At 59.9% G+C, this 21,241-nt stretch carries 18 protein-coding genes; 9 read left to right on the forward strand and 9 right to left on the reverse strand.

Going from position 1 to position 21,241, the window contains the following annotated elements; translation table 11 throughout:
* Nucleotides 1-66: 66 nt before the first annotated feature.
* Both AKL25_RS02655 and AKL25_RS02660 read left to right on the forward strand, forming a co-directional pair.
* On the forward strand, nucleotides 67-1,296 hold the full coding sequence (locus AKL25_RS02655) for a pyridoxal phosphate-dependent aminotransferase (protein ID WP_050476062.1): 1,230 nt from the start codon (nucleotides 67-69) through the stop codon (nucleotides 1,294-1,296).
* A gap of 145 nt (nucleotides 1,297-1,441) precedes the next feature.
* Nucleotides 1,442-2,752, forward strand: a complete 1,311-nt coding sequence (locus tag AKL25_RS02660; protein WP_050476129.1) for a homoserine dehydrogenase — start codon at nucleotides 1,442-1,444, stop codon at nucleotides 2,750-2,752.
* Between the two features lie 124 nt (nucleotides 2,753-2,876).
* On the opposite strand, the gene AKL25_RS02665 is transcribed toward AKL25_RS02660, so the two are convergent.
* The 5 genes from AKL25_RS02665 to AKL25_RS02685 form a co-directional block, all read right to left on the reverse strand.
* Nucleotides 2,877-3,296, reverse strand: coding sequence for a surface-adhesin E family protein (locus AKL25_RS02665; protein WP_083444550.1), 420 nt, complete (start codon nucleotides 3,294-3,296; stop codon nucleotides 2,877-2,879).
* A gap of 257 nt (nucleotides 3,297-3,553) precedes the next feature.
* Nucleotides 3,554-4,405, reverse strand: a complete 852-nt coding sequence (locus AKL25_RS02670) for a hypothetical protein (RefSeq protein WP_050476064.1) — start codon at nucleotides 4,403-4,405, stop codon at nucleotides 3,554-3,556.
* Nucleotides 4,406-4,444: 39 nt separating this feature from the next.
* Complete coding sequence (lpoB, locus tag AKL25_RS02675; protein ID WP_050476065.1) at nucleotides 4,445-5,044, reverse strand: penicillin-binding protein activator LpoB; 600 nt, start codon at nucleotides 5,042-5,044, stop codon at nucleotides 4,445-4,447.
* A gap of 84 nt (nucleotides 5,045-5,128) precedes the next feature.
* Complete coding sequence (locus tag AKL25_RS02680) at nucleotides 5,129-5,551, reverse strand: YcfL family putative periplasmic lipoprotein (RefSeq protein ID WP_050476066.1); 423 nt, start codon at nucleotides 5,549-5,551, stop codon at nucleotides 5,129-5,131.
* 70 nt (nucleotides 5,552-5,621) lie between these two features.
* Nucleotides 5,622-7,250 carry a COG3014 family protein gene (locus AKL25_RS02685; protein WP_050476067.1) on the reverse strand — a complete coding sequence of 543 codons (1,629 nt, stop codon included), beginning with the start codon at nucleotides 7,248-7,250 and terminating at the stop codon, nucleotides 5,622-5,624.
* Between the two features lie 179 nt (nucleotides 7,251-7,429).
* Between AKL25_RS02685 and AKL25_RS02690 the strand changes: the two genes are divergently transcribed.
* From AKL25_RS02690 to AKL25_RS02700, 3 genes are all read left to right on the forward strand, one after another.
* Nucleotides 7,430-8,578 (forward strand): helix-turn-helix transcriptional regulator, encoded by a 1,149-nt coding sequence (locus tag AKL25_RS02690; protein ID WP_050476068.1) that lies wholly within the window; start codon nucleotides 7,430-7,432, stop codon nucleotides 8,576-8,578.
* Between the two features lie 101 nt (nucleotides 8,579-8,679).
* Entirely contained in the window at nucleotides 8,680-10,140 is a 1,461-nt protein-coding gene (gene thrC, locus AKL25_RS02695; protein ID WP_050476069.1) for a threonine synthase, read from the forward strand.
* Nucleotides 10,141-10,337: 197 nt separating this feature from the next.
* On the forward strand, nucleotides 10,338-11,591 hold the full coding sequence (locus AKL25_RS02700) for a serine hydrolase domain-containing protein (RefSeq protein ID WP_240475625.1): 1,254 nt from the start codon (nucleotides 10,338-10,340) through the stop codon (nucleotides 11,589-11,591).
* A gap of 31 nt (nucleotides 11,592-11,622) precedes the next feature.
* Here the strand turns inward: AKL25_RS02700 and AKL25_RS02705 are convergent, their stop codons facing one another.
* The gene (locus AKL25_RS02705; protein ID WP_050476070.1) at nucleotides 11,623-12,531 is read right to left on the reverse strand and encodes a LysR family transcriptional regulator; all 909 of its coding nucleotides are present in this window, start codon (nucleotides 12,529-12,531) and stop codon (nucleotides 11,623-11,625) included.
* 180 nt (nucleotides 12,532-12,711) lie between these two features.
* Between AKL25_RS02705 and aceB the strand changes: the two genes are divergently transcribed.
* Entirely contained in the window at nucleotides 12,712-14,298 is a 1,587-nt protein-coding gene (gene aceB, locus AKL25_RS02710; RefSeq protein ID WP_050476071.1) for a malate synthase A, read from the forward strand.
* A 287-nt stretch (nucleotides 14,299-14,585) separates the two neighbouring features.
* Here the strand turns inward: aceB and AKL25_RS02715 are convergent, their stop codons facing one another.
* From AKL25_RS02715 to ispD, 3 genes are all read right to left on the reverse strand, one after another.
* The gene (locus AKL25_RS02715) at nucleotides 14,586-14,789 is read right to left on the reverse strand and encodes a cold-shock protein (protein WP_007878889.1); all 204 of its coding nucleotides are present in this window, start codon (nucleotides 14,787-14,789) and stop codon (nucleotides 14,586-14,588) included.
* Nucleotides 14,790-14,951: 162 nt separating this feature from the next.
* Nucleotides 14,952-15,446, reverse strand: coding sequence for a 2-C-methyl-D-erythritol 2,4-cyclodiphosphate synthase (gene ispF, locus AKL25_RS02720; protein ID WP_050476072.1), 495 nt, complete (start codon nucleotides 15,444-15,446; stop codon nucleotides 14,952-14,954).
* Complete coding sequence (gene ispD / locus AKL25_RS02725) at nucleotides 15,443-16,183, reverse strand: 2-C-methyl-D-erythritol 4-phosphate cytidylyltransferase (protein ID WP_050476073.1); 741 nt, start codon at nucleotides 16,181-16,183, stop codon at nucleotides 15,443-15,445. The genes ispF and ispD overlap by 4 nt, the downstream gene beginning before the upstream one ends.
* A 214-nt stretch (nucleotides 16,184-16,397) precedes the next feature.
* Between ispD and mfd the strand changes: the two genes are divergently transcribed.
* The 3 genes from mfd to AKL25_RS02740 all read left to right on the forward strand — a co-directional run bounded on the left by mfd (nucleotide 16,398) and on the right by AKL25_RS02740 (nucleotide 21,156).
* The gene (gene mfd / locus AKL25_RS02730; protein WP_050476074.1) at nucleotides 16,398-19,853 is read left to right on the forward strand and encodes a transcription-repair coupling factor; all 3,456 of its coding nucleotides are present in this window, start codon (nucleotides 16,398-16,400) and stop codon (nucleotides 19,851-19,853) included.
* Between the two features lie 75 nt (nucleotides 19,854-19,928).
* A complete protein-coding gene (gene serB / locus AKL25_RS02735; protein WP_050476075.1) occupies nucleotides 19,929-20,771 on the forward strand; it encodes a phosphoserine phosphatase SerB in 843 nt (280 codons plus the stop codon).
* 22 nt (nucleotides 20,772-20,793) lie between these two features.
* The gene (locus AKL25_RS02740) at nucleotides 20,794-21,156 is read left to right on the forward strand and encodes a DUF4870 family protein (protein ID WP_050476131.1); all 363 of its coding nucleotides are present in this window, start codon (nucleotides 20,794-20,796) and stop codon (nucleotides 21,154-21,156) included.
* The last annotated feature ends 85 nt before the right edge of the window (nucleotides 21,157-21,241 follow it).

Genomic DNA, 21,241 nt, shown 5'->3' on the forward strand with positions numbered 1-21,241 from the left:
GCAAAATGGCCGGTTCCGGCGGCTCGGCCGGGCTGGCCTGATTGGCTCATTCAAAGGATTTGTACTGTGCGACCGATTCAAAAATCGAAAAAACTGGCTGATGTCTGTTACGACATCCGTGGACCCGTGCTGGAAAAAGCGCGCCAGATGGAAGAAGAAGGCCACAAGATCATCAAGCTGAACATCGGCAACCTGGCCGCCTTCGGCTTCGATGCGCCGGATGAAATCGTGCAGGACATGATCCGCAACATGGGTAATGCCTCCGGCTATACCGATTCCAAGGGTTTGTTTGCGCCGCGCAAGTCGGTCATGCATTACACCCAGCAAAAGAACATCCAGGGCGTCACCATCGACGACATCTACCTCGGCAACGGCGCTTCCGAGCTGATCGTCATGAGCGTCAACGCCTTGCTCAACACCGGCGACGAAGTGCTGGTGCCGTCGCCCGACTATCCCTTGTGGACCGCGGCGGTCAGCCTGTCCGGCGGCACGCCCGTGCACTACGTGTGCGACGAGCAGGCCGGCTGGCAGCCGGACATCGACGATATCAAGAAAAAGATCACGTCCAACACCAAGGCCATCGTCGTCATCAACCCGAACAATCCGACCGGCGCCCTGTACAGCACTGACGTGCTCAAGGAAATCGTCGAAGTCGCGCGGCAGAACCAGCTGATCATCCTGGCCGACGAGATCTACGACAAGGTCTTGTACGACGGCAACACGCACACCTCGCTGGCGTCGCTGGCGGACGACGTGCTGTTCATCACCTTCAACGGTCTGTCCAAAAATTATCGCTCGTGCGGCTATCGCGCCGGCTGGATGGTGGTGTCGGGCGAGAAGAAACACGCCAAGGACTACATCGAAGGCCTCAACATGCTGGCGTCGATGCGCCTGTGCGCCAATGCGCCGGGACAGTATGCGATCCAGACCGCCCTGGGCGGTTATCAAAGCATCAACGACCTGGTCGGCCCCAACGGCCGCCTGGCCAAGCAGCGCGATCTGGCGCACAAGCTGTTGACCGACATTCCCGGCGTGACTTGCGTCAAGCCGAAGTCGGCGCTGTACATGTTCCCGCGTCTCGATCCGGCGGTTTACCCGATCAAGGACGATCAGGAGTTCGCCTACGAACTGCTGGCCGAAGAGAAAGTGCTGATCGTGCAGGGCACAGGCTTCAATTGCCCGACGCCGGACCACTTCCGCGTGGTGTTCCTGCCCAACACCGACGACCTGACCGAATCGATGGGGCGCATTGCGCACTTCCTCGAAGGTTATCGCCGTCGTCACGGCACCGCCTGATTCCGCCTGCGCAGCAAGTGAAGCATTCAGGCCGGTTTGCCTCGCGGCGTGGCGGGGCAAACCGGTCGTTCGAGTTTTACCGCAGTACCCGTCATGGAATCGTCATGACGGCATTTTTAGCATGTTTATCAACCACGAAGACATTATGAAATCCATCAAAGTAGGTTTGCTCGGCATCGGCACCGTGGGTTCCGGTACTTTCAATGTATTGAAGCGCAATCAGGAAGAAATTGCGCGGCGCGCAGGGCGCGGCATTGAAATTACCATGGTGGCCGATCTGAACACAGAGCGCGCCACCGAGCTGACCAATGGACAAGTCAAGGTGGTTAACGACGCCAATCTGGTCGTCAACGATCCGGACATCGATATCGTCATCGAACTGATCGGCGGCTACGGCCTCGCCAAGGATCTGGTTCTGAAGGCGATCGCCAACGGCAAGCACGTGGTCACCGCCAACAAGGCTCTGATTGCCACACACGGCAACGAGATCTTCAAGGCCGCCCAGGAAAAGGGCGTCATGGTCGCATTCGAAGCGGCAGTGGCCGGCGGCATCCCGATCATCAAGGCGTTGCGTGAAGGCCTGACCGCCAACCGCATCCAGTGGATCGCCGGCATCATCAACGGCACCACCAACTTCATCCTGTCCGAGATGCGCGACAAGGGCCTGGACTTCGACGTCGTGCTGAAAGAGGCGCAACGCCTGGGTTATGCAGAAGCCGATCCGACCTTCGACATCGAAGGCGTGGACGCTGCCCACAAGCTGACCATCATGGCCTCAATCGCGTTCGGCATCCCGGTGCAGTTCGACAAGGCGCACGTGGAAGGCATCACCAAGCTGCAGGCAACCGACATCCGCTATGCAGAACAACTCGGCTACCGCATCAAGCTGCTGGGCATCACACGCCAGACCGCCAACGGCATTGAACTGCGCGTGCACCCGACGCTGATTCCATCGGGCCGCCTGATCGCCAACGTCGAAGGCGCGATGAACGCCGTCATGGTGCGCGGCGACGCCGTGGGCGAGACGCTGTACTACGGCAAGGGCGCCGGCTCCGAGCCGACCGCGTCGGCCGTGATTGCCGATCTGGTAGACATCACGCGTCTGGCGACCGCCGATCCGGAACACCGCGTGCCTTACCTGGCGTTCCAGCCGCACGCCATGGCCAGCACTCCGGTGCTGCCGATCCAGGACGTCACCACCAGCTACTACCTGCGCATGCACGTGGCCGACAAGCCGGGCGTGCTGGCGGATGTCACACGCATCCTGGCGGACTCGTCGATTTCGATCGACGCCATGCTGCAGAAGGAACCGTCGGAAGGCGAAACCCAGACCGATATCATCATGCTCACGCACCAGACGCAGGAGCGCAACATCGAGGCCGCCATCGCCAAGATCGAAGCCTTGTCGACGGTTGTTGGCACGGTGATGAAGATTCGCCTGGAAGAGCTGGGCTGATCCGGCTGCAATCAGGAAAATAAAAAAGGAGCCTTCGGGCTCCTTTTTTATGCGGGTGCGACCAGCGTGCGCTCACGGAAAAGGGCGCCGAAGCGCCCCGGGTTCCTGCCGCGATTGTCGCGGCTTATTTTTTTACGTCGGCAATCTTGTAGTCGCAGACGGCCTGCACCATGGCCTCGGCAACAGACAGCGGCTTGGGTTTGACGAACTGCATGTTTTTCAGCGCATCGGAATGATCGCGGCTATCGCCCTTGCCGTCGTTTTCTGCGTAGATGATTTCCTTGGTCAGTTTCAGCGTCTGATCCTTGCAGTTGTATTGATGCATGTCCTTGTAGGACTTCAGCGTCGGAAAGCCGCTTTCATTGTTGGGGCGGGCTTCCTTGAAATTCCAGATCGCCCAGGCTTCGCGAATGCCTTTGGTTTCCTTGATGGAGTCGACATCGATCGACAGCTCAGCCTGATCGGAGCCGCCCAGGCTTTGCCAGTTTTCCGCATGCGCAGCGCCAGCGCAAATCATGCCCAGCATCAAAATCCATTTTTTCATCATCTATCCATTTCTGTTCAGAGTGGAGCGCGTGCATGGCAGTGCCGCCGGCGATCCGTGAGTGAATATGCAGAGAAAGCCGCACCTGCATACGCTTCAGGGCAGTCAGCATAGCGTGCCGGGAGGTTGCTTACAACCCCGGTAACGTTTTATTTCACTTCGTCAGGAGAGAGAAAGAAGCGCTCGGGAGCGGCCGATGCGTCGATGCGCCGCGGGAGGGGAAGACCGGCGCGCAGCTTGTGCGCCGGCCGGGGACATCACTTGAAGATCACCGTCTTTTGCTCTTGCACGGTGTCGGACTGGCGTTCGATGCGGCGCGAGCTGCGGGTGGAGGCGGCCGGATTGAACTGCGCCTCCATCTCGGCGGCGACCGCGTCGCCCAGCGAACGCGATACCTCTTGCATCACCTTGCTCTTGTTGAGCGCGATGACCGTGCCGGCGGCATTGGCCAGGCGCGTGTCGGAACCTTCGCCCATGGCCGAGAAGGCAGCTTTGATCTCATAGGTTCTGGTATTGATCAGCGAAAACTCGCCGACCAGCTCCAGCGCCAGCGAGAACGACACCGCATTGGAGCCCTGGATGGGGTTGCTCTCCTGGCGGAAGTCGATGTTGTTGATCGACCCGAACAACACGTAATCCGCGCCGGGGTAGTAGCCCTTCTTGATGCGGTCGATGATGTCGTACAGCTTCTCGGTGTTTTGCTGCGTCCATGGCTTGCCCTGCACCAGGCGATAGGCGCCGGACTTCAGCAGTTCGCCCTTGATGTCCGCCGTGAACTTGCGCAGTTCGCCGCGGCTGATCATGGTGATCGAGCCTGAAGCGGCGACCACCGAGCTTTCGCCGCGGCTGGAAGCGCGTTCCGACGACGATCCCGACGAACTGAAGTTGGAGTCGCGCGAGCGTTCGCTGGCGGAGTAGCTGTTGTTGTGCTTTTCGCGCGCTTCGAAGTATTGGAAATACTCCTTTACCTTCTCTTCGTACGACAGATCGGTAACGGCAATCCTGGGCAGATTCTGCGCGTGCAATGCAGGCGTCGCAGCGAGCAGGGACAGTACGACGACAGCCTGTCCCAGCAAGACGTTAAGCATCTTTGATGGCGATGTCAGCATGATGAAATTCCTTCTGTAGGCGTGACGGTCAGTGAACGATCAACGCTTGGAAGTCTTGCGAATTTCTTTTTCGTCAGCCCATTCGATCGTGCCCGATTCGATGTTGGTCATGATCAGGCTGAATTTGTAGTACACGTCCTTCATGTCGCTGCTGCGCTTGACGATGGAAGTGATGTTACCTTCGATGCGGAACTGGGCGCCTTCCATCTTGCCGACTTTGGCCGTGGCCGATTTCTTGTACATGCCGCTGTTGTTCTGGCGCACCAGTTCGTCGGTCTGGTTCTGCATGCCGGCGATGTCGGTGGCGAAACGCATGGTGCCGCCCTTGAGCAGCTGCACGCGGATCGAGTCGGTGATCGAACGCGTATCGATGTATTCGCTGGTCTTGTTCTTGACGTCGGCAATCGTCACCAGCGGCTTGCTCTTGTAGCCGGCCGCGGATTGACCGAGCGAACGCGCCATCGATTCAGCGATGGTTTGCAGGTCGGTCGAACCGAATTCGTTGGTGACTTGCTCGACGGCCTTGGCATCGCCGTACTGCACGTTGCTGCCGACGGTCGGCGTACCGGTTTGCGCGCAGCCGAACATCAGGGCGGAGATGGCGGCCAGGGAGGTGCAGCGGAGTGTGTTGTTCATCATGGAAATATCCTCGTTGATTCTGGTAATGGTTTTGTTTTGTCGCCGCACTGACGCTTGCTCAGCAACGTGTCGTCCCAGGCGGCCTTAGCGGCCCATGTATGGCGAGTCGCTGGTCGACAATGACTTGTTGATCGTGGCGCTGAACTGGATCGCAAAATCGCGCGCCTTGGTTGTCGGCGAGACGATCTGCAGCGTCAGCTTTTGCTCGCCGTTGATCAGCAAGGGTTTCCACGGTTCGTCGTCCCAGACCTGGAAGCCGGTCTCGTCCATCCATTTGACGCGGTAGTAAGCCGTATGCGGGCGATTGTCGCGATTGGTGACCTCGGCCTGGACGTTCAGCAGGCCGTTCTGGTCGCGCATGCGCAGGCCGGTGAATTCCAGCGAGGCGGGCGCGCCCAGCAATTCAATCTTGGAGGCGATGGTTTGTGCGTGCGCCGGCGATGCCGGCATGCCCAAGGCAAGCGCAGACGCCAGCGCGCCTGCGATGACGGCGGTATTGATCTTCATGTTGTTGACTGCTCCCTGTTATCCCACACTACGTGTTCTTGTTGCTGCATTTGTTGCCGCATCGGATGCATCACGGCGCCGTGACGCTGGCCGATACCGGCACAATGGCTTTTTTCTTGCTGCCGGCGACGGTGCTTGTTTTGTCTGCCGTGGTGTTCGTCGTGCTTGCAGCCGTATTCGTTGTCGCTGTTGTCTTTTTCGCTTTCCCCTTGGCAGCGACCTTGGCGGATGGCACCGGTTTGTCCGGGGCCGCCAGCGCCAGCGCTGCCTGCTCCGCATTATAGGGTGTCTGCGCCAGATAAAGCGAGGGGCCGGAGGTGCGCAGGGTCACCAATGCGTAGGCGCCGGAGACGCCCACTTCGCGCAGCTGCGGGCCGGTCGCGGTCGGCAGCAGGATCTTGTGCATGCCCGGCGACAGCTTGACGCGGGCCACCGAGAAGAAGCCGGGCAAGGTGCGCCAGGTGCGTTCGTCGGCCACTTCGCTGACGACGGTGCCGACCTTGGCGGCGATGCTCAGCAGCGAGCCGAACGCACCCATCGAACCGGCGTTGTCGTCGATGGCTTTTTGCGCCACGCCTTTGGTGATGGCGCGAATCGACGAGCGCGCGATGATGCCCGGCATTTCATCCGACAAGGCGCGGCGCGCCATCTGGTCGACGCTGGTCAGCAGCGAAACCGGCACCGGCTTTTCGTCCACCGTGATGCTGGCCGGAACGATGGAATTGTCGGCGGCGCGAATCACCGGCCAGGAGATCGGCGTGGCGATCAGGCTGAGGCCGTTGCGGCCCGGAATCGGCAGAATGATCGGCAAGGTCATCGAACTGATGGCCGGCGCGCTGCCGGATTCGATCACGATCAGCGTATCGACCAGTTTCGGCGAGCGGGCGCGTACACGGCCATCGAGACCTTTGAGTCCGTCTTCCAGCAACGCCTGGCCCGGACGCATTTCGATCGCCTTGCGGTAGCCGGCTGCGGCCAGCGAGGGCTCGCCCAGGCCTTCGTAGACGAAACCGGCGAGATAATTGGCGAAGGCCGATTCGTAAGAATTCTTCAGTGCGCGCACCGCAGGGTCTTCCAGCGTTTCCACCGGATAACCGTTGAGCTCCTTGTAGGACGTGGTCTTCAATCCTTTCGATTCGGCGCTGCTCTTGGCGGCGTCCAGTTCCTTGCTGCGGAAGTCCGAAATGATGGCTTCGCGCTCATGCATTTTCTTGATTTCGGTGCGGGCGGAGTCCCAGTCGCCGATGGCCAGATGGTCCAGCGCGAGACGAACGTTGACGAAGACTTTTTCGTAATCGCGGCCATCGTAACGGCGCGTGGTGTCGTTCAGCAGGAAGGAGCCGATATCGCCCATCACTTTGGAGGGATCGGTTTTGACCTGGTCTTCCCAGCCGCGTACTTTTTCGTCGGCGGCGAGCCAGGTTTCCTTGCTGGCTTCATACGAACCCTTCATGCGCAGGAGTTCGCCTTTTTCAAGGAAGTAGAGCAGATCCTTGTCTTTGTCCGGGTTCTGCTGCTCCAGCGCCTGCAACGCCATGTCGGTGTTGCCCATTTTCATGGCGTCTACGGTGGAGGTCGCCTTGCGATCGTAGCCCTGCGTCGCGCAACCGGTGATTAGCGCGGCGATACAGACGCTGCTGCCGACGCTCTTGCTGAATTGCCTGAATTGTTTTGTGATGGAATTGTTGTGCTGAAGCATTTTTTATCCTCCCCAGGAAAGCCTTGCTGCCGAAAGATGCCGGCAGGCATTTTTTTGTTGTATGCATTGTAAAGATTGCAGGCGCAAATTGCCTCATTCATTTGAATGAGGCAAGGAAATGTTCTATTCTCAGCCGAGGGAAAGTCGCAGCAGAAAAATAAAGCGATTCAGGGGTAGCCATGACAACAAGCAATAGCACGGGGAACGCCGGGCAACGCTTTGGTCAGCTGGTCGAGTTGATCTACGACTCGGTGCAGGACCTGGGGCAGATTGCACCGGCGATGGAAATGATGTGCCGCGAACTGGGCGCGATTGCAGGGCACTATGTCCAGATGGATGTGCAGAGCCGCGAAGTCATTGCGTCTTGCGTGAGCAATAGCGACTATCAGGCCGGGGATCTCGAATACAAGGAATACTACAGCCAGGTCGACGACCGGCTGGGATGGCTCGCGACCGGCGAGGTCGGCGAGTGGCGCGCCGACCACCAGCGTTTCGACGAGCGCTTCGTGCGCAAGAGCGAGATCTACAACGATTTTCTTTTCAAATACGGCGGGCGTCACATGGTGGTGGGGCGCATCGCGGAGAACGCCAGCCAGTCCGAAGCCATCGCTTTGCTCAGGCCGCTCGGCGCGCCCGAATACGCCGAGCAGGAATATCAATTCCTGCGTACGCTGTCGCCGCACCTGATTCGTTCCGCCACCTTGCGCTCGCGCATGTGCGCGCTGGAGCGCCAGCAGTGCGCCAGCGAATCGGTGGTGGCGCATCTGCCTTACGGCACCGTCTGGGTCAATGCCGCCGGGCGTATCGTCTCGATGAACACGCAAGCGGCGGATATCTTGCAGGCCGCCGACGGTTTGTCGGTGCGCAAGGATCGTCTCGTGGCGTATGAAACGGCAGATGCGGAGAAACTGGCGTGCGCCTTGCAACTGGCGACGACAGCGCAGGCGCGACAGGGTCAGTGGTTTGCTGTGACGCGTCGCAAGGAAGCCGTGCCGCTGGTGGTGTCGGTCATCCCCGCCACGATTCCGGCAGCGCTCGATCCCCTGAGCGGCGGACCGTTCGCCCTGCTGATTCTGCAAGACATGACGCGCCAGCGCGTCTCGCGCGCGACGCAGTTGCAGATCATCTATCGCCTGACGCCGGCGGAAACGCGTCTGGCCGAAGCCCTGCTGGAAAACGACACCATCGAATCCTATGCGCTGAAAAGCAGGGTCAGCCGCAATACCGTGCGCACCCATCTGGCCAGCCTGTTCGCCAAGACCGGCACCAAGCGCCAGGCCGAACTGATCCGCACCTTGCTGGCCTCGCAGCCGCACGTGATTTTGTAGCCGCCATCAGCGCACAGCCCGAAAATCGTGGCCCCCTGCGGCCAGCCAGCTATAATGACGGTCTTCGTGCAACCTGCTGCAAGACTTATCTCATATACGCTATGCAATACGTTTCCACCCGCGGTCACTCTGCAACACCTTCCTTTTCCGAAATCCTGCTGGGCGGCCTCGCACCGGACGGCGGCCTGTATCTGCCGGCCGACTATCCGCAAGTGAGCGGCGCCGAGCTGGATCAATGGCGCAAGCTTTCGTATGCCGATCTTGCGTATGAAGTGCTGAAAAAATTCGCCACCGACATCCCCGACGCCGACCTCAAAGCGCTGACGCACAAGACCTACACGGCCGACGTCTATCGCAATACGCGCGCCGGTGAGGACGCCTCGCAGATCACGCCGCTGCGCACGCTGGAAGACAAGGATGGAAAGAAGCTGGTGCTGCAGGGTTTGTCGAACGGTCCGACGCTGGCGTTCAAGGACATGGCCATGCAATTGCTGGGCAACCTGTTCGAATATGCGCTGGCGAAGAAAAATGCAGAGCTGAACATCGTCGGCGCCACCTCGGGCGACACCGGCAGCGCGGCCGAATACGCCATGCGCGGCAAGAAGGGCATTCGCGTCTTCATGCTGTCGCCGCACAAGAAGATGAGCGCCTTCCAGACGGCGCAGATGTTCAGCCTGCAGGATCCGAACATTTTCAACCTGGCCGTGGAAGGCGTGTTCGACGATTGCCAGGACATCGTCAAGGCGATCTCCAACGACCTCGATTACAAGGCCACGCAAAAGATCGGCACCGTCAATTCGATCAACTGGGCGCGTGTGGTTGCACAGGTGGTGTACTACTTCCGCGGTTATCTGGCGGCGACGACGAGTAACGAACAGAAGGTGTCCTTCACCGTCCCGTCGGGAAATTTCGGCAACATCTGCGCCGGCCATATCGCGCGCATGATGGGTTTGCCGATCGATAAACTGGTGGTCGCCACCAACGAGAACGATGTGCTCGACGAATTCTTTCGCACCGGCATCTACCGCGTGCGCAAGTCGGCCGAGACTTACCACACCAGCAGCCCGAGCATGGACATCAGCAAGGCGTCCAACTTCGAGCGTTTCATCTACGATCTGCTCGGGCGCGATAGCACCCGCGTCAAAGCCTTGTTCCACAAGGTCGAGACCGCCGGTGGCTTCGACCTGACCGGCGCTGCCGGCAGCGATGGCAACGAATTCGCCAGCGTGATCCGCTACGGTTTCGCCTCGGGCAAATCGACCCACGCCGATCGCCTGGACACCATCCGCTTTGCCGAAAAGACGTACGGCATCACCGTCGATACGCACACCGCCGACGGCATCAAGGTCGCGCGTGAAAACCTCGCCGAAGGCGTCACCATGATCGTGCTGGAAACAGCGCTGCCGGCCAAGTTCAACGAAACCATCCGCGAAGCGCTGGGCCGCGATGCCGAACGCCCGGCCGGTTTTGAAAACATCGAAGCGCTGCCGCAGCGTTTTGAAGTGATGCCGGCCGATGCGGCGAAGGTGAAGACGTTCGTGGCCGGGCATACCGGGCTGTAATCTGCCGCCGACGTTGTGCGAAGCTGGGTCCCGACGCAAGCCGGGACCCAGTTTTTTTATGCGTCATACAAACCTTCCCGGCTGACGTCAGTGCACAGTCAGATTGCGATGCCACGATGCCACAATGTCGCTATTGCGGCACGTTTCATCCCTGATTATTCCCTTCCATTAGCGGTCATTGAATTGCGGAATCGGACATGGCAAACCTGTTGAATGCCGGAAATCTCATGATGCTGGCGTTGGCGCTTTCTGCCGGTGCGGCCGGCGCTGCGCCGGATGAGCAAGCGCTCGGTCAGGCTGCGGGTTATCCGGCCGCGAAGAATCTCCGGCAGGCGTATCAGCAAACCTACATTGTCGGTTCGTTCAGCGCGATGGACAGTTTCAATCCTTCGTGTTCGCAGGCGCCGTCGGATCATCCTTTGCCATTGACGAGTGCCGCCGTGCCGACGGCATTTACTTACCGTTTTCGCGGAGACTCTTTTACGCTGGACGACTACATGCAGCGCCAGCGCGTGACTGCGCTGGTGGTGGTCAAGGACGGTAATATTGTGGCCGAGCGATATAACTATGGCCGCACGCCGCAGATGCGCATGCTCTCCAACTCCATGGGAAAAACCATCGTCGCGCTCGGCATCATGAAGGCGCTGGAAGAGGGCAGGATACACTCGCTCGACGACCGGGCCAAAGACTATGTTCCCGCACTTGCCGGTTCGCTGTATGGCGAAACGCGCATCCTCAATCTGATGCGCATGGCCTCGGGCGCCAGCTATGTCGAAGACTATTCCGCTCACGACGATCGCGCCAGCTTCAACGAAGTCATGCGCAAGGCGGGAGTCTTGCAGGCGGTACGCAGCGTCACCAGGCGCAGTGATCCTGAGGGAGAACGCTTCAACTACGCCGGCGCGCAGACTGCAGCGCTTACGCTGGTGCTGCGCGCCGCCACCGGGCGCAGTCTGTGCGACTACATCGAAGAAAAAATCTGGAAGCCGATCGGCGCACAAGCCAGGGCGACGTGGCTGCTGAATCCGGCGGATGACGTCGAACTGGGACAGGGGGGATTCAACGCCACTGTCCACGACTATGCGCGCCTGGGCATGATGATGGCTGCTGACGGCCAGGTGCGGGGTAACGCGGTGATAGAGCGCGAACACTTGCTGGACATGACCGACGCCGGCCGCCAGCCGCCGGCATTTCGGCCGGGCAGCATGCAATATCACGGCAGCACCTACGCCGGGTATGGACTGCAAACCTGGATCCTGCCCGGCAGCCGTCGCCGTTTCGCCCTGCTGGGGGTGTACGGCCAGGCGATTTTTGTCGATCCCGAACTGAATTTGGTGGTGGTGCACATGGCGGCCGGCAAGGACGCATCGGGCGACGCCAGCGGCACGCACCTCGGGGCAGAGCGCGATGCCTTGCTGCGCGGTATCGTGGCTGCCTACGGCAAATGGTAGCGGGTCCGGGCCTGCTCGCGTGTGTGAGCGCTCAGCGAGGGTGCCGCCAGTAACTCGGCTGTGCATAAGCATGCCGCAGGAAATCCACGAAGGTGCGGATGCGCAAGGGCAGATGTCGGCGCTGAGCAAAGACGGCATAGATCGCCGGCGCCGGCGCGATGAACTTGTCCAGCACCGTCACCAGTTCGCCCGATTCGATCGCTGCACCGACTTCCCACATCGAGCGCCAGGCCAGTCCCTTGCCGTTGAGCGCCCAGTTGTGCAGCACTTCGCCATCGTTGCAGACCATGTTGCCGCCGACTTTGTACACGCTGACCTTGCCGTGTTGCTTGAGCGTCCAGCCGCGCTGGCTGCCTTCGCTGCTGATCGCCAGGCAGTTGTGGCGGCTCAGGTCGTCCGGCGTTTGCGGCGTGCCGTGGCGGCGCAGATAAGCCGGCGCGGCCACGATGACGCGATCGTTGTCGGCCAGTTTGACGCTGATCAGGTTGGAGTCGGTCAGGTCGGCGATACGGATGGCGACGTCGATGCCTTCGCCGATCAGGTCGACGATGCGGTCATTCAGGTTGAGCGTGAGCGTGACGTCGCGGTGTTCCGCCAGGAAAGACGGCACCAGCGGCGCAACGTGCTGGCGGCCGAAGCCGGCCGGCGCGGAAATCAGCAAGCTGCCGCTGGCCCTGGCGCTGCGCTCCGACACCGACGATTCGGCGTCTTCCAGATCGGTCAGGATGCGTTGGCAGTCTTCCAGGAAGGCAGTGCCTTCGTTGGTCAGTACGATCTTGCGCGTGGTGCGCTGAAGCAATTTGACGCCCAGCCGTTCTTCCAGCGCATCGAGGCGGCGGCCGATCATGGCGGGGGCGATGCCTTCGGCGCGGGCAGCGGCCGACAGGCTGCCTTTGGCGGCGACATCGACGAAGGTGGAGATTTGCTTGAACTGATCCATAGGGGTACTCTCGAACTGCAAAGACGATCAGGCCATTATCTCTTCACTTGTGACTAAAACGCAAAGATAAAGTGATAAAACGTTTCACTCATGGTCATTTAGTTTAAATATACTAAGTGCACAAAAATACAGTCTGACAACGAATTTCTTTACCCGCATTTCTTTACTGAGGAGCACAGCATGACGCAATTGACACTGCCGGCCGGGATGCAGATTTCTGGTGAAATCAAGCCTGGTTATGAACAGATCCTGACGCCCGACGCGCTGGCGCTGGTAGCAAAATTAAGCCGCGCTTTCGAGTCGCGCCGCCAGGAACTGCTGGCCGCCCGCGCAGAACGCGTCAAACGCCTGGACGCCGGCGAGCGTCCCGACTTCCTGCCTGAAACTGCGAACATCCGCAGCGGCGACTGGAAGATCGCTCCTATCCCTGAAGCGCTGAAGTGCCGCCGCGTGGAAATCACCGGCCCGGTCGAGCGCAAGATGGTCATCAACGCCTTCAATTCCGGCGCCGACAGCTACATGACCGACTTCGAAGATTCGAACTCGCCGGTCTGGGACAACCAGGTCACCGGTCAGATCAATTTGTTCGACGCGATCCGCCGCACCATTTCGCTGGAATCGAACGGCAAGAGCTACAAGCTCAACGACAAGATCGCCACGCTGGTGGTGCGTCCGCGCGGCTGGCATCTGGACGAGAAGCACGTCACCATCGACGGCAAGCGCATCTCCGGCGGCATCTTCGACTTCGCGCTGTTCCTGTTCCATAACGCCAAAGAGCAACTGGCGCGCGGCGCCGGTCCGTACTTCTATCTGCCGAAGATGGAATCGCATCTGGAAGCCCGTCTGTGGAACGACATCTTCGTGATGGCGCAAAATGAAATCGGCCTGCCGCAAGGCACCATCAAGGCGACCGTGCTGATCGAAACCATCACCGCCGCTTTCGAAATGGAAGAAATCCTGTACGAACTGCGCGAGCACAGCGCAGGCCTGAACGCCGGCCGTTGGGACTACATCTTCTCCTGCATCAAGAAGTTCAAGAACGACAAGGACTTCTGCCTGGCCGACCGCGCCAAGGTCACCATGACGTCGCCGTTCATGCGCGCTTACGCCTTGCTGCTGCTGAAGACCTGCCACAAGCGCGGCGCGCCGGCAATCGGCGGCATGAGCGCACTGATCCCGATCAAGAACGATCCGGAAAAGAACGCCATCGCGATGCAAGGCATCATCAACGACAAGCGCCGCGATGCAACCGACGGCTACGACGGCGGCTGGGTTGCCCATCCGGGCCTGGTGGAAGCATCGATGAAGGAATTCGTCGACGTGCTGGGCGACAAGCCCAACCAGTTCGAGAAGCAACGTCCCGACGTCGACGTCAAGGCGTCGGACCTGCTCGACTTCAAGCCGGAAACACCGATCACCGAAGCCGGCCTGCGTTACAACATCAACGTCGGCATCCACTATCTGGGCGCCTGGCTGGCCGGCAACGGTTGCGTGCCTATCCACAACCTGATGGAAGATGCGGCAACGGCGGAAATCAGCCGTGCGCAAGTCTGGCAATGGATCCGCAGCAGCAAGGGCAAGCTGGAAGACGGCCGCAAGGTTACCGCCGACATGGTGCGCGCGATGATTCCGGAAGAGCTGGCCAAGGTCAAGGAAGTCGCCGGCACCGGCCCGACCTACGATCGCGCTGCAAAGATCTTTGAAGAAATGTCGACTTCGGAAACCTTCGCCGAATTCCTGACATTGCCGCTGTACGAAGAGATCTGATGTAAGCCGGGGAGTGCAGCGGCAGAATGCATCGCCGCTGCGAACCTCGTCGTCGAAATTGAAAACGCCCGCTGTTCGCGGGCGTTTTTCATTGATCCAGAACTTAACTTATATGAATAATAGAAACGTAACTGAAGTTACGTTGTGCCGTGACGCACTGAGCCGTATCGCTATGCCCGATTGCGATCGGCGAGAGTCGGTCGCAAGAAAGGGCGCGAAACGTACAGACGAAAAAAATCCCCGAACATGTCGGGGATTTTTTCTTCATCTAGCTTACTAAGCGATGCTTAGATTGCTTGGATGTTCGAAGCTTGCTTGCCCTTAGGACCAGTAGTCACTTCGAAAGAAACGCGTTGGTTTTCTTTCAGGGACTTGAAGCCGTTCGATTGAATAGCCGAGAAGTGAGCGAACAGATCTTCGCCGCCTTCGTCAGGAGTAATGAAGCCGAAGCCCTTCGAGTCGTTGAACCACTTTACGATACCAGTTGCCATGTTAATTCCTAAATAAGTTAATGTGGGCTTTGCCCGTTATTATCGTTTAAACCTAGAGAGGAATGACAGACTAATACCGCACTACCAGCTCGAATCTTAACGACCATTTAATTATACCGATTAAATTGCCAATGCAAGTGGTTTTCACTCGCGAGGAACAATTTAATTTGCAGTCGGTTTGTATACCAAAACCACCGCTTCAGCGGCGATTCCTTCCTCGCGGCCCAGATAACCGAGCTTTTCATTGGTTTTGGCCTTGATGTTGACTTGCTCGACGGCAATGCCGAGGTCCGCCGCAATATGTGCCGTCATCTGCGGTATGTGGGGCGCCATCTTGGGTGCTTGCGCGATGATCGTCGCGTCGACGTTGCCGATCAGGTAACCCGCAGCGGCTACGCGCTTGACGGCTTCGCGCAGCAACACGCGCGAATCGGCGCCCTTGAATTCGGCCGCGGTATCGGGAAAATGCCGGCCGATGTCGCCCAGTCCGGCCGAGCCGAACAGCGCATCGGTGATGGCATGCAACAGCACGTCGGCGTCTGAATGGCCCAGCAGGCCGGTCTTATGCGGAATGTCGACGCCGCCGATAATCAGTTTGCGGCCGGCCACGAGCGCGTGGCAGTCGTAGCCCTGGCCAATGCGGAAGGGGAAAGTCATTCTTGTCCTTGTAGAAATAATTCAGCCAGCGCGACGTCGTGCGCCAGCGTGACCTTGAAATTGCGCGGGCTGCCTTCCACCAGTTTCGGTTGCAGTCCCAGCATCTCGACGGCGCTGGCGTCGTCGGTGATGTCGCCCACGCGTCCTTGTTCTTGCGCGGCATCCAGCGCACGTTGCAGCAGCGCGTAGCGGAACATCTGCGGCGTCTGCGCCGCCCACAAATCGTTGCGCGGCACGGTTTCCGCCACACGTGAAGCATTGCTGCGCTTGAGCGTATCGACGATAGGCAGGGCCAGCAAGCCGCCGACGTCGTCGTCGTGCAAGGCCGCGATCAGCTTGTCGAGCAGGGCGTCATTGAGGCCGGGGCGGGCGGCGTCGTGCACCAGCACCCAGTCGTCGTCGCCGACTTGCGTGCGGATCGCCAGCAAGCCGTTGCGCACGCTTTCCTGGCGCGTCTCCCCGCCGCGGCGTACGACCGTCACTTTGCCGGCCAGTTGCGGTTGTGCTGCGAGGAAGTCGTCGATGTAGCCGTCCGCAGCGCTGACGACGATAAACGTGTGCGCGATGGCTGCATTGTCGGCGAAGGTGTCGAGCGCGTATTGCAGCATCGGTTTGCCGGCCAGCGGCATATATTGTTTGGGAGTTGCGCCGCCCAGACGCGCGCCGACGCCCGCAGCGGGGATCAGCGCGAAATGCCGGACGGGTCGGGCGGTGTTCTGTGAAGTTGGAGCGCTCATGCGAGATGCGCCATGACAGCCAGAAAGCAGGAAATGCCTGCTGAGCTCACCTTGCGGGGCGGCCTTGTCTGCAGAGGGCTTCGTTTATAATGTGAGGCTGAATTCTAAAGCTAAATTTGGCGCCTGATAACAAATCATTGTTAAGCAGGCCTTGGCTTGTCCAGCAGCATTTTGTCGTATTTTGCGCGCTTCGGTGCGCCTCCCTATCCAGCCAATGTCTTTTGACCTGAAAAAAATCCTTCCCAAGCCGGGCGTGCGTTTCGTTCCTCCTGCCGTGCATGGCTCCGCCGACGCTTATTTGCTGGCGCAGGCGGCCGTTGCGCTCAAGGCCGACAAGCGCATGCTGACCGTGGTGGTCGCCAACGCCACCGACGCGCAGCGTTTGCTGGCGGAAATCCCGTGGTTCCAGCGCCAGGTTGACGGCGGCGACGACAACAGCAAGCTGCGCTGCCATCTGCTGCCGGACTGGGAAACCCTGCCTTACGATGCCTTCTCGCCGCACCAGGACCTGGTGTCCGAGCGTCTGGCGACCTTGTATGAAGTGCAAAACGGCCAGTGCGACGTACTCATCGTGCCGGCCACCACGGCCTTGCTGCGCATGGCGCCGCCAGGCTTTTTGGCGGCGTACACCTTTTTCTTCAAGCAGGGCGAAAAGCTCGATGAAGCGCGCCTGAAAACCCAGCTCACGCTGGCCGGCTACACCCACGTCACGCAAGTGATGTCGCCCGGCGAATATTCGGTGCGCGGCGGCCTGATCGACATCTTCCCGATGGGATCGCCCTTGCCGTATCGCCTCGACCTGTTCGGCGACACCATCGAAACCATCCGCACCTTCGACGCGGATACCCAGCGCTCGCTGTATCCCGTGCGCGAGGTGCGTTTGCTGCCGGGGCGCGAATTTCCCATGGACGAGACTTCGCGTACCGCGTTCCGCAGCCGCTGGCGCGAAGTGTTCGAAGGCGATCCGTCGCGCTCGGCCATCTACAAGGATATCGGCAACGGCATCGCCTCGGCCGGTATCGAATACTACCTGCCGCTGTTTTTCGAAGAGACGGCAACGCTGTTTCGCTATTTGCCCGACACCACGCTGTTCGCCACCGTCGGCGATATCGACCAGGCCATCAAGCGTTTCTGGAGCGACACGCGCTCGCGCCACAACTTCCTCAAGGCTGACCGCGAGCGTCCGGTGCTGCCGCCGGAACAGGTTTTCCTGACCGACGAAGACTTCTTCACGCTGGTCAAACCATACGGCCGCCTGGCGCTGCAAACCGACGACGCACCCTCGGACTTGTCCGCGCCGATACCGAATATCGCCGTCAATCGCCGCAGCGAAGATCCGCTGATCAACCTGCGCGCCTATCTGCTCAAAACCGGTAAGCGCGTCATGTTGTGCGCCGAATCGAACGGCCGCCGCGAAACCCTGCAGCAGTATTTCAAAGAATACGACTTGCACCCGGCGCTATGCGACGGCTATGAAAGCTTCATTGCCAACAACGAGCTGCTGATGCTGGGCGTGGCGCCGCTGCATGCCGGTTTCGAACTGGTCGATGCGGAAGTGAGCTTCATTACCGAGACTGAGTTGTATGCCGGTTCGGGCCGACGCGCGGGCCGCAAGAAGCAGGAAGCCGTCACCCAGGTCGAGCACATGGTGCGCGATCTGTCGGAGCTGAAAATCGGCGATCCGGTGGTGCACGCCAATCACGGCATCGGCCGCTACATGGGGTTGCTCAGCATGGACCTGGGCGAGGGCGAAACCGAGTTCCTGCATCTCGAATACGCCAAGGAAACCAAGCTCTACGTGCCGGTCTCGCAACTGCATGTGATTTCGCGCTACTCCGGCGCCTCGCCGGACGATGCGCCGCTGCACTCGCTCGGCTCCGGCCAGTGGGAAAAAGCCAAACGCAAGGCCGCGCAACAGGTGCGCGACACCGCCGCCGAATTGCTGAATCTGTACGCGCGCCGCGCCTTGCGTCAGGGCCACGCCTTCCAGTATTCGGCACGCGATTACGAAACCTTCGCCGAGAGCTTCGGTTTTGAAGAAACGCCCGATCAGGCAGCCGCCATCAACGCCGTCATCGGCGACATGACCAGCGGCAAGCCGATGGATCGCCTGATCTGCGGCGACGTCGGTTTCGGCAAGACCGAAGTCGCCTTGCGCGCCGCCTTTGTGGCCGTCATGGGCGGCAAGCAGGTCGCGATCCTGGCGCCGACCACCTTGCTGGCCGAGCAGCACGCGCAGACCTTCGCCGACCGCTTCGCCAACTGGCCGGTGCGCATCGCCGAGCTGTCGCGTTTCCGCAGCGGCAAGGAGATCACGCAAGCGATCAAGGGCATGAGCGACGGTACGCTGGATATCGTCATCGGCACGCACAAGCTGCTGTCCGACGACATCAAGTTCTCGCGTCTCGGCCTGGTCATCATCGACGAAGAACACCGTTTCGGCGTGCGTCAGAAAGAAGCGCTGAAAGCCTTGCGCGCCGAAGTGGATGTGCTCACGCTGACCGCCACGCCTATCCCGCGCACGCTGGGCATGGCGCTGGAAGGCTTGCGCGATTTTTCCATCATCGCCACCGCGCCGCAAAAGCGCCTGGCGATCAAGACCTTCGTGCGCGCCGAAGGCGAATCGACCATCCGCGAAGCCTGTCTGCGCGAGTTGAAACGCGGCGGACAAGTCTACTTCCTGCACAACGAAGTCGAGACCATCGAAAACCGCAAGGCCATGCTGGAAGCCTTGCTGCCGGAAGCGCGCGTGGTCATCGCCCATGGCCAGATGCACGAGCGCGATCTGGAAAAGGTGATGCGCGATTTCGTCGCGCAGCGCTCCAATATCCTGCTGTGTACGACCATCATCGAAACTGGCATCGACGTGCCGACCGCCAACACCATCATCATGCATCGCGCCGACAAGTTCGGCCTGGCGCAGCTGCATCAGTTGCGCGGCCGCGTCGGCCGTTCGCATCACCAGGCGTACGCCTATCTGCTGGTCAACGACGTCAAGGGCCTGACCAAGCAGGCGCAGCGCCGTCTCGAAGCGATCCAGCAGATGGAAGAGCTGGGCAGCGGCTTTTACCTCGCCATGCACGATCTGGAAATCCGCGGCGCCGGCGAAGTGCTGGGCGACAACCAATCGGGCGAGATGCACGAGATCGGTTTCCAGATGTATTCCGACATGCTCAACGAAGCCGTGCGTTCTCTCAAGAACGGCAAGGAGCCCGATCTCGCCGCGCCGCTGGCCAGCACCACGGAAATCAACCTGCACGTACCGGCGCTGTTGCCGAGCGATTATTGCGGCGACGTACACGAGCGTCTGTCGCTGTACAAACGTTTCGCCAATTGCACCTCGCAGGACACCATCGACGGCCTGCAGGAAGAACTGATCGACCGTTTCGGCAAGCTGCCGGAAGTGGCTAAGGCGCTGGTCGAAACGCATCGCCTGCGCATCGCCGCCAAGCCGCTGGGCATCATCAAGATCGACGCGCATGCCGAATCGGCGCTGCTGCAATTCGTGCCGAATCCGCCGGTCGACGCCATGCGCATCATCGAACTGATCCAGAAGAACCGCCACATCAAGCTCAACGGCCAGGACAAGCTGCGCATCACCGCCAACATGCCCGACCTCAATGCGCGGGTGACCCAGATCAAGGCGACCATGCGCTCGCTGGTAGGATGATGACAGGCGTGACGAAAAGCATGACGGCAGGGCGATTCTTACCCGACTATTTACGATATTGAAACAAGACTGAACATGAATCTGATTCTCCAAGGACTCCATACCGATCGCGCCGCCGTTGCAGCCATCATTCAACTGGCGCAGCCTGCGCGCGTGGTGGACATCAACGCCCATGCCTGGCGTTGCGAAGGCGTGGCGTACAGGGACGCGCTCAAGGCGCAGATCGATGCGGCCTGCTTCGCGCAGCAAGTCGACTATGCCTTTATCGAAGCCGGTCGCACCCTGGCCGATTTCAAGCTGGTGGCGATGGACATGGATTCCACGCTGATCACCATCGAATGCATCGACGAGATCGCCGACATGCAAGGCCTCAAACCGCAGGTCTCCGAAATCACCGAGGCCGCCATGCGCGGCGAAATCGAATTCAACGAAAGCCTCACGCGCCGCGTTGCCTTGCTCAAAGGGCTGGACGCCGGCGCCTTGCAACGCGTTTACGACGAGCGTCTGCAACTGTCCTTGGGGGCGGAGAAGATGCTGAATGCGATTCAGGCTGCGGGTCTCAAAACCCTGTTGGTGTCCGGCGGTTTTACCTTCTTCACCGACCGCATGAAGACGCGCCTCAATCTCGACTACGCCCATTCCAACGAATTGGAAATCGTCGACGGCAAACTCACCGGCAAGGTGGTCGGCGGCATCGTCAACGCGGAAGAAAAACGCCTGACCGTCGAACGCGTCTGCGCCGGGCTGGGTGTGCCGACCTCGCAGGCCATCGTCATGGGCGACGGCGCCAACGACCTAAGGATGATGGGCGTGAGCGGCTTGTCGGTAGCGTTCCGCGCCAAGCCGGTGGTGCGCGCGCAAGCGAGCGTGGCATTGAACTTTGTGGGACTCGACGGCATCTTGAACATATTGGCATAACGCAAAGGAGAAGCGCATGAGCATGAGTCAGGATGTTGTTCTGGATGCAGACCTGCAGTCGACCAAGGATCTGGCCTGGTGGCTGTACATCTTCCACGGTCTGAGCCTGGTGTTGTCGCTGGGCATGCTGTCGTGGCTGCCGTTGATCGTCAATTACATCAAGCGCGGCGATGCCGCCGACACCTTTGTGTACAGCCATCACCGCTGGCAGATCCGGTCGTTCTGGTGGTACCTGTTCTGGATGTTCGCCGGCGGTGTGATCTGGATGACGATTATCGGTATTCCGCTGGCGGTGCTGATCTGGTCGTTGGCATGGATCTGGAAGGCTTATCGCATCATCAAGGGCTGGTTGGATCTGAACGACAACAAGGCCATGCCCGCGTAATCGTACTTGCACGTGCTTGTCACATAGTTGGATTAGAATGTTTCGGCAGGTTTTCAGCATAATTCAGAAAAGAGAGGCGACCGTA

The organism is Herbaspirillum rhizosphaerae (assembly GCF_001189965.1).
GTDB lineage: Bacteria > Pseudomonadota > Gammaproteobacteria > Burkholderiales > Burkholderiaceae_D > Herbaspirillum > Herbaspirillum rhizosphaerae.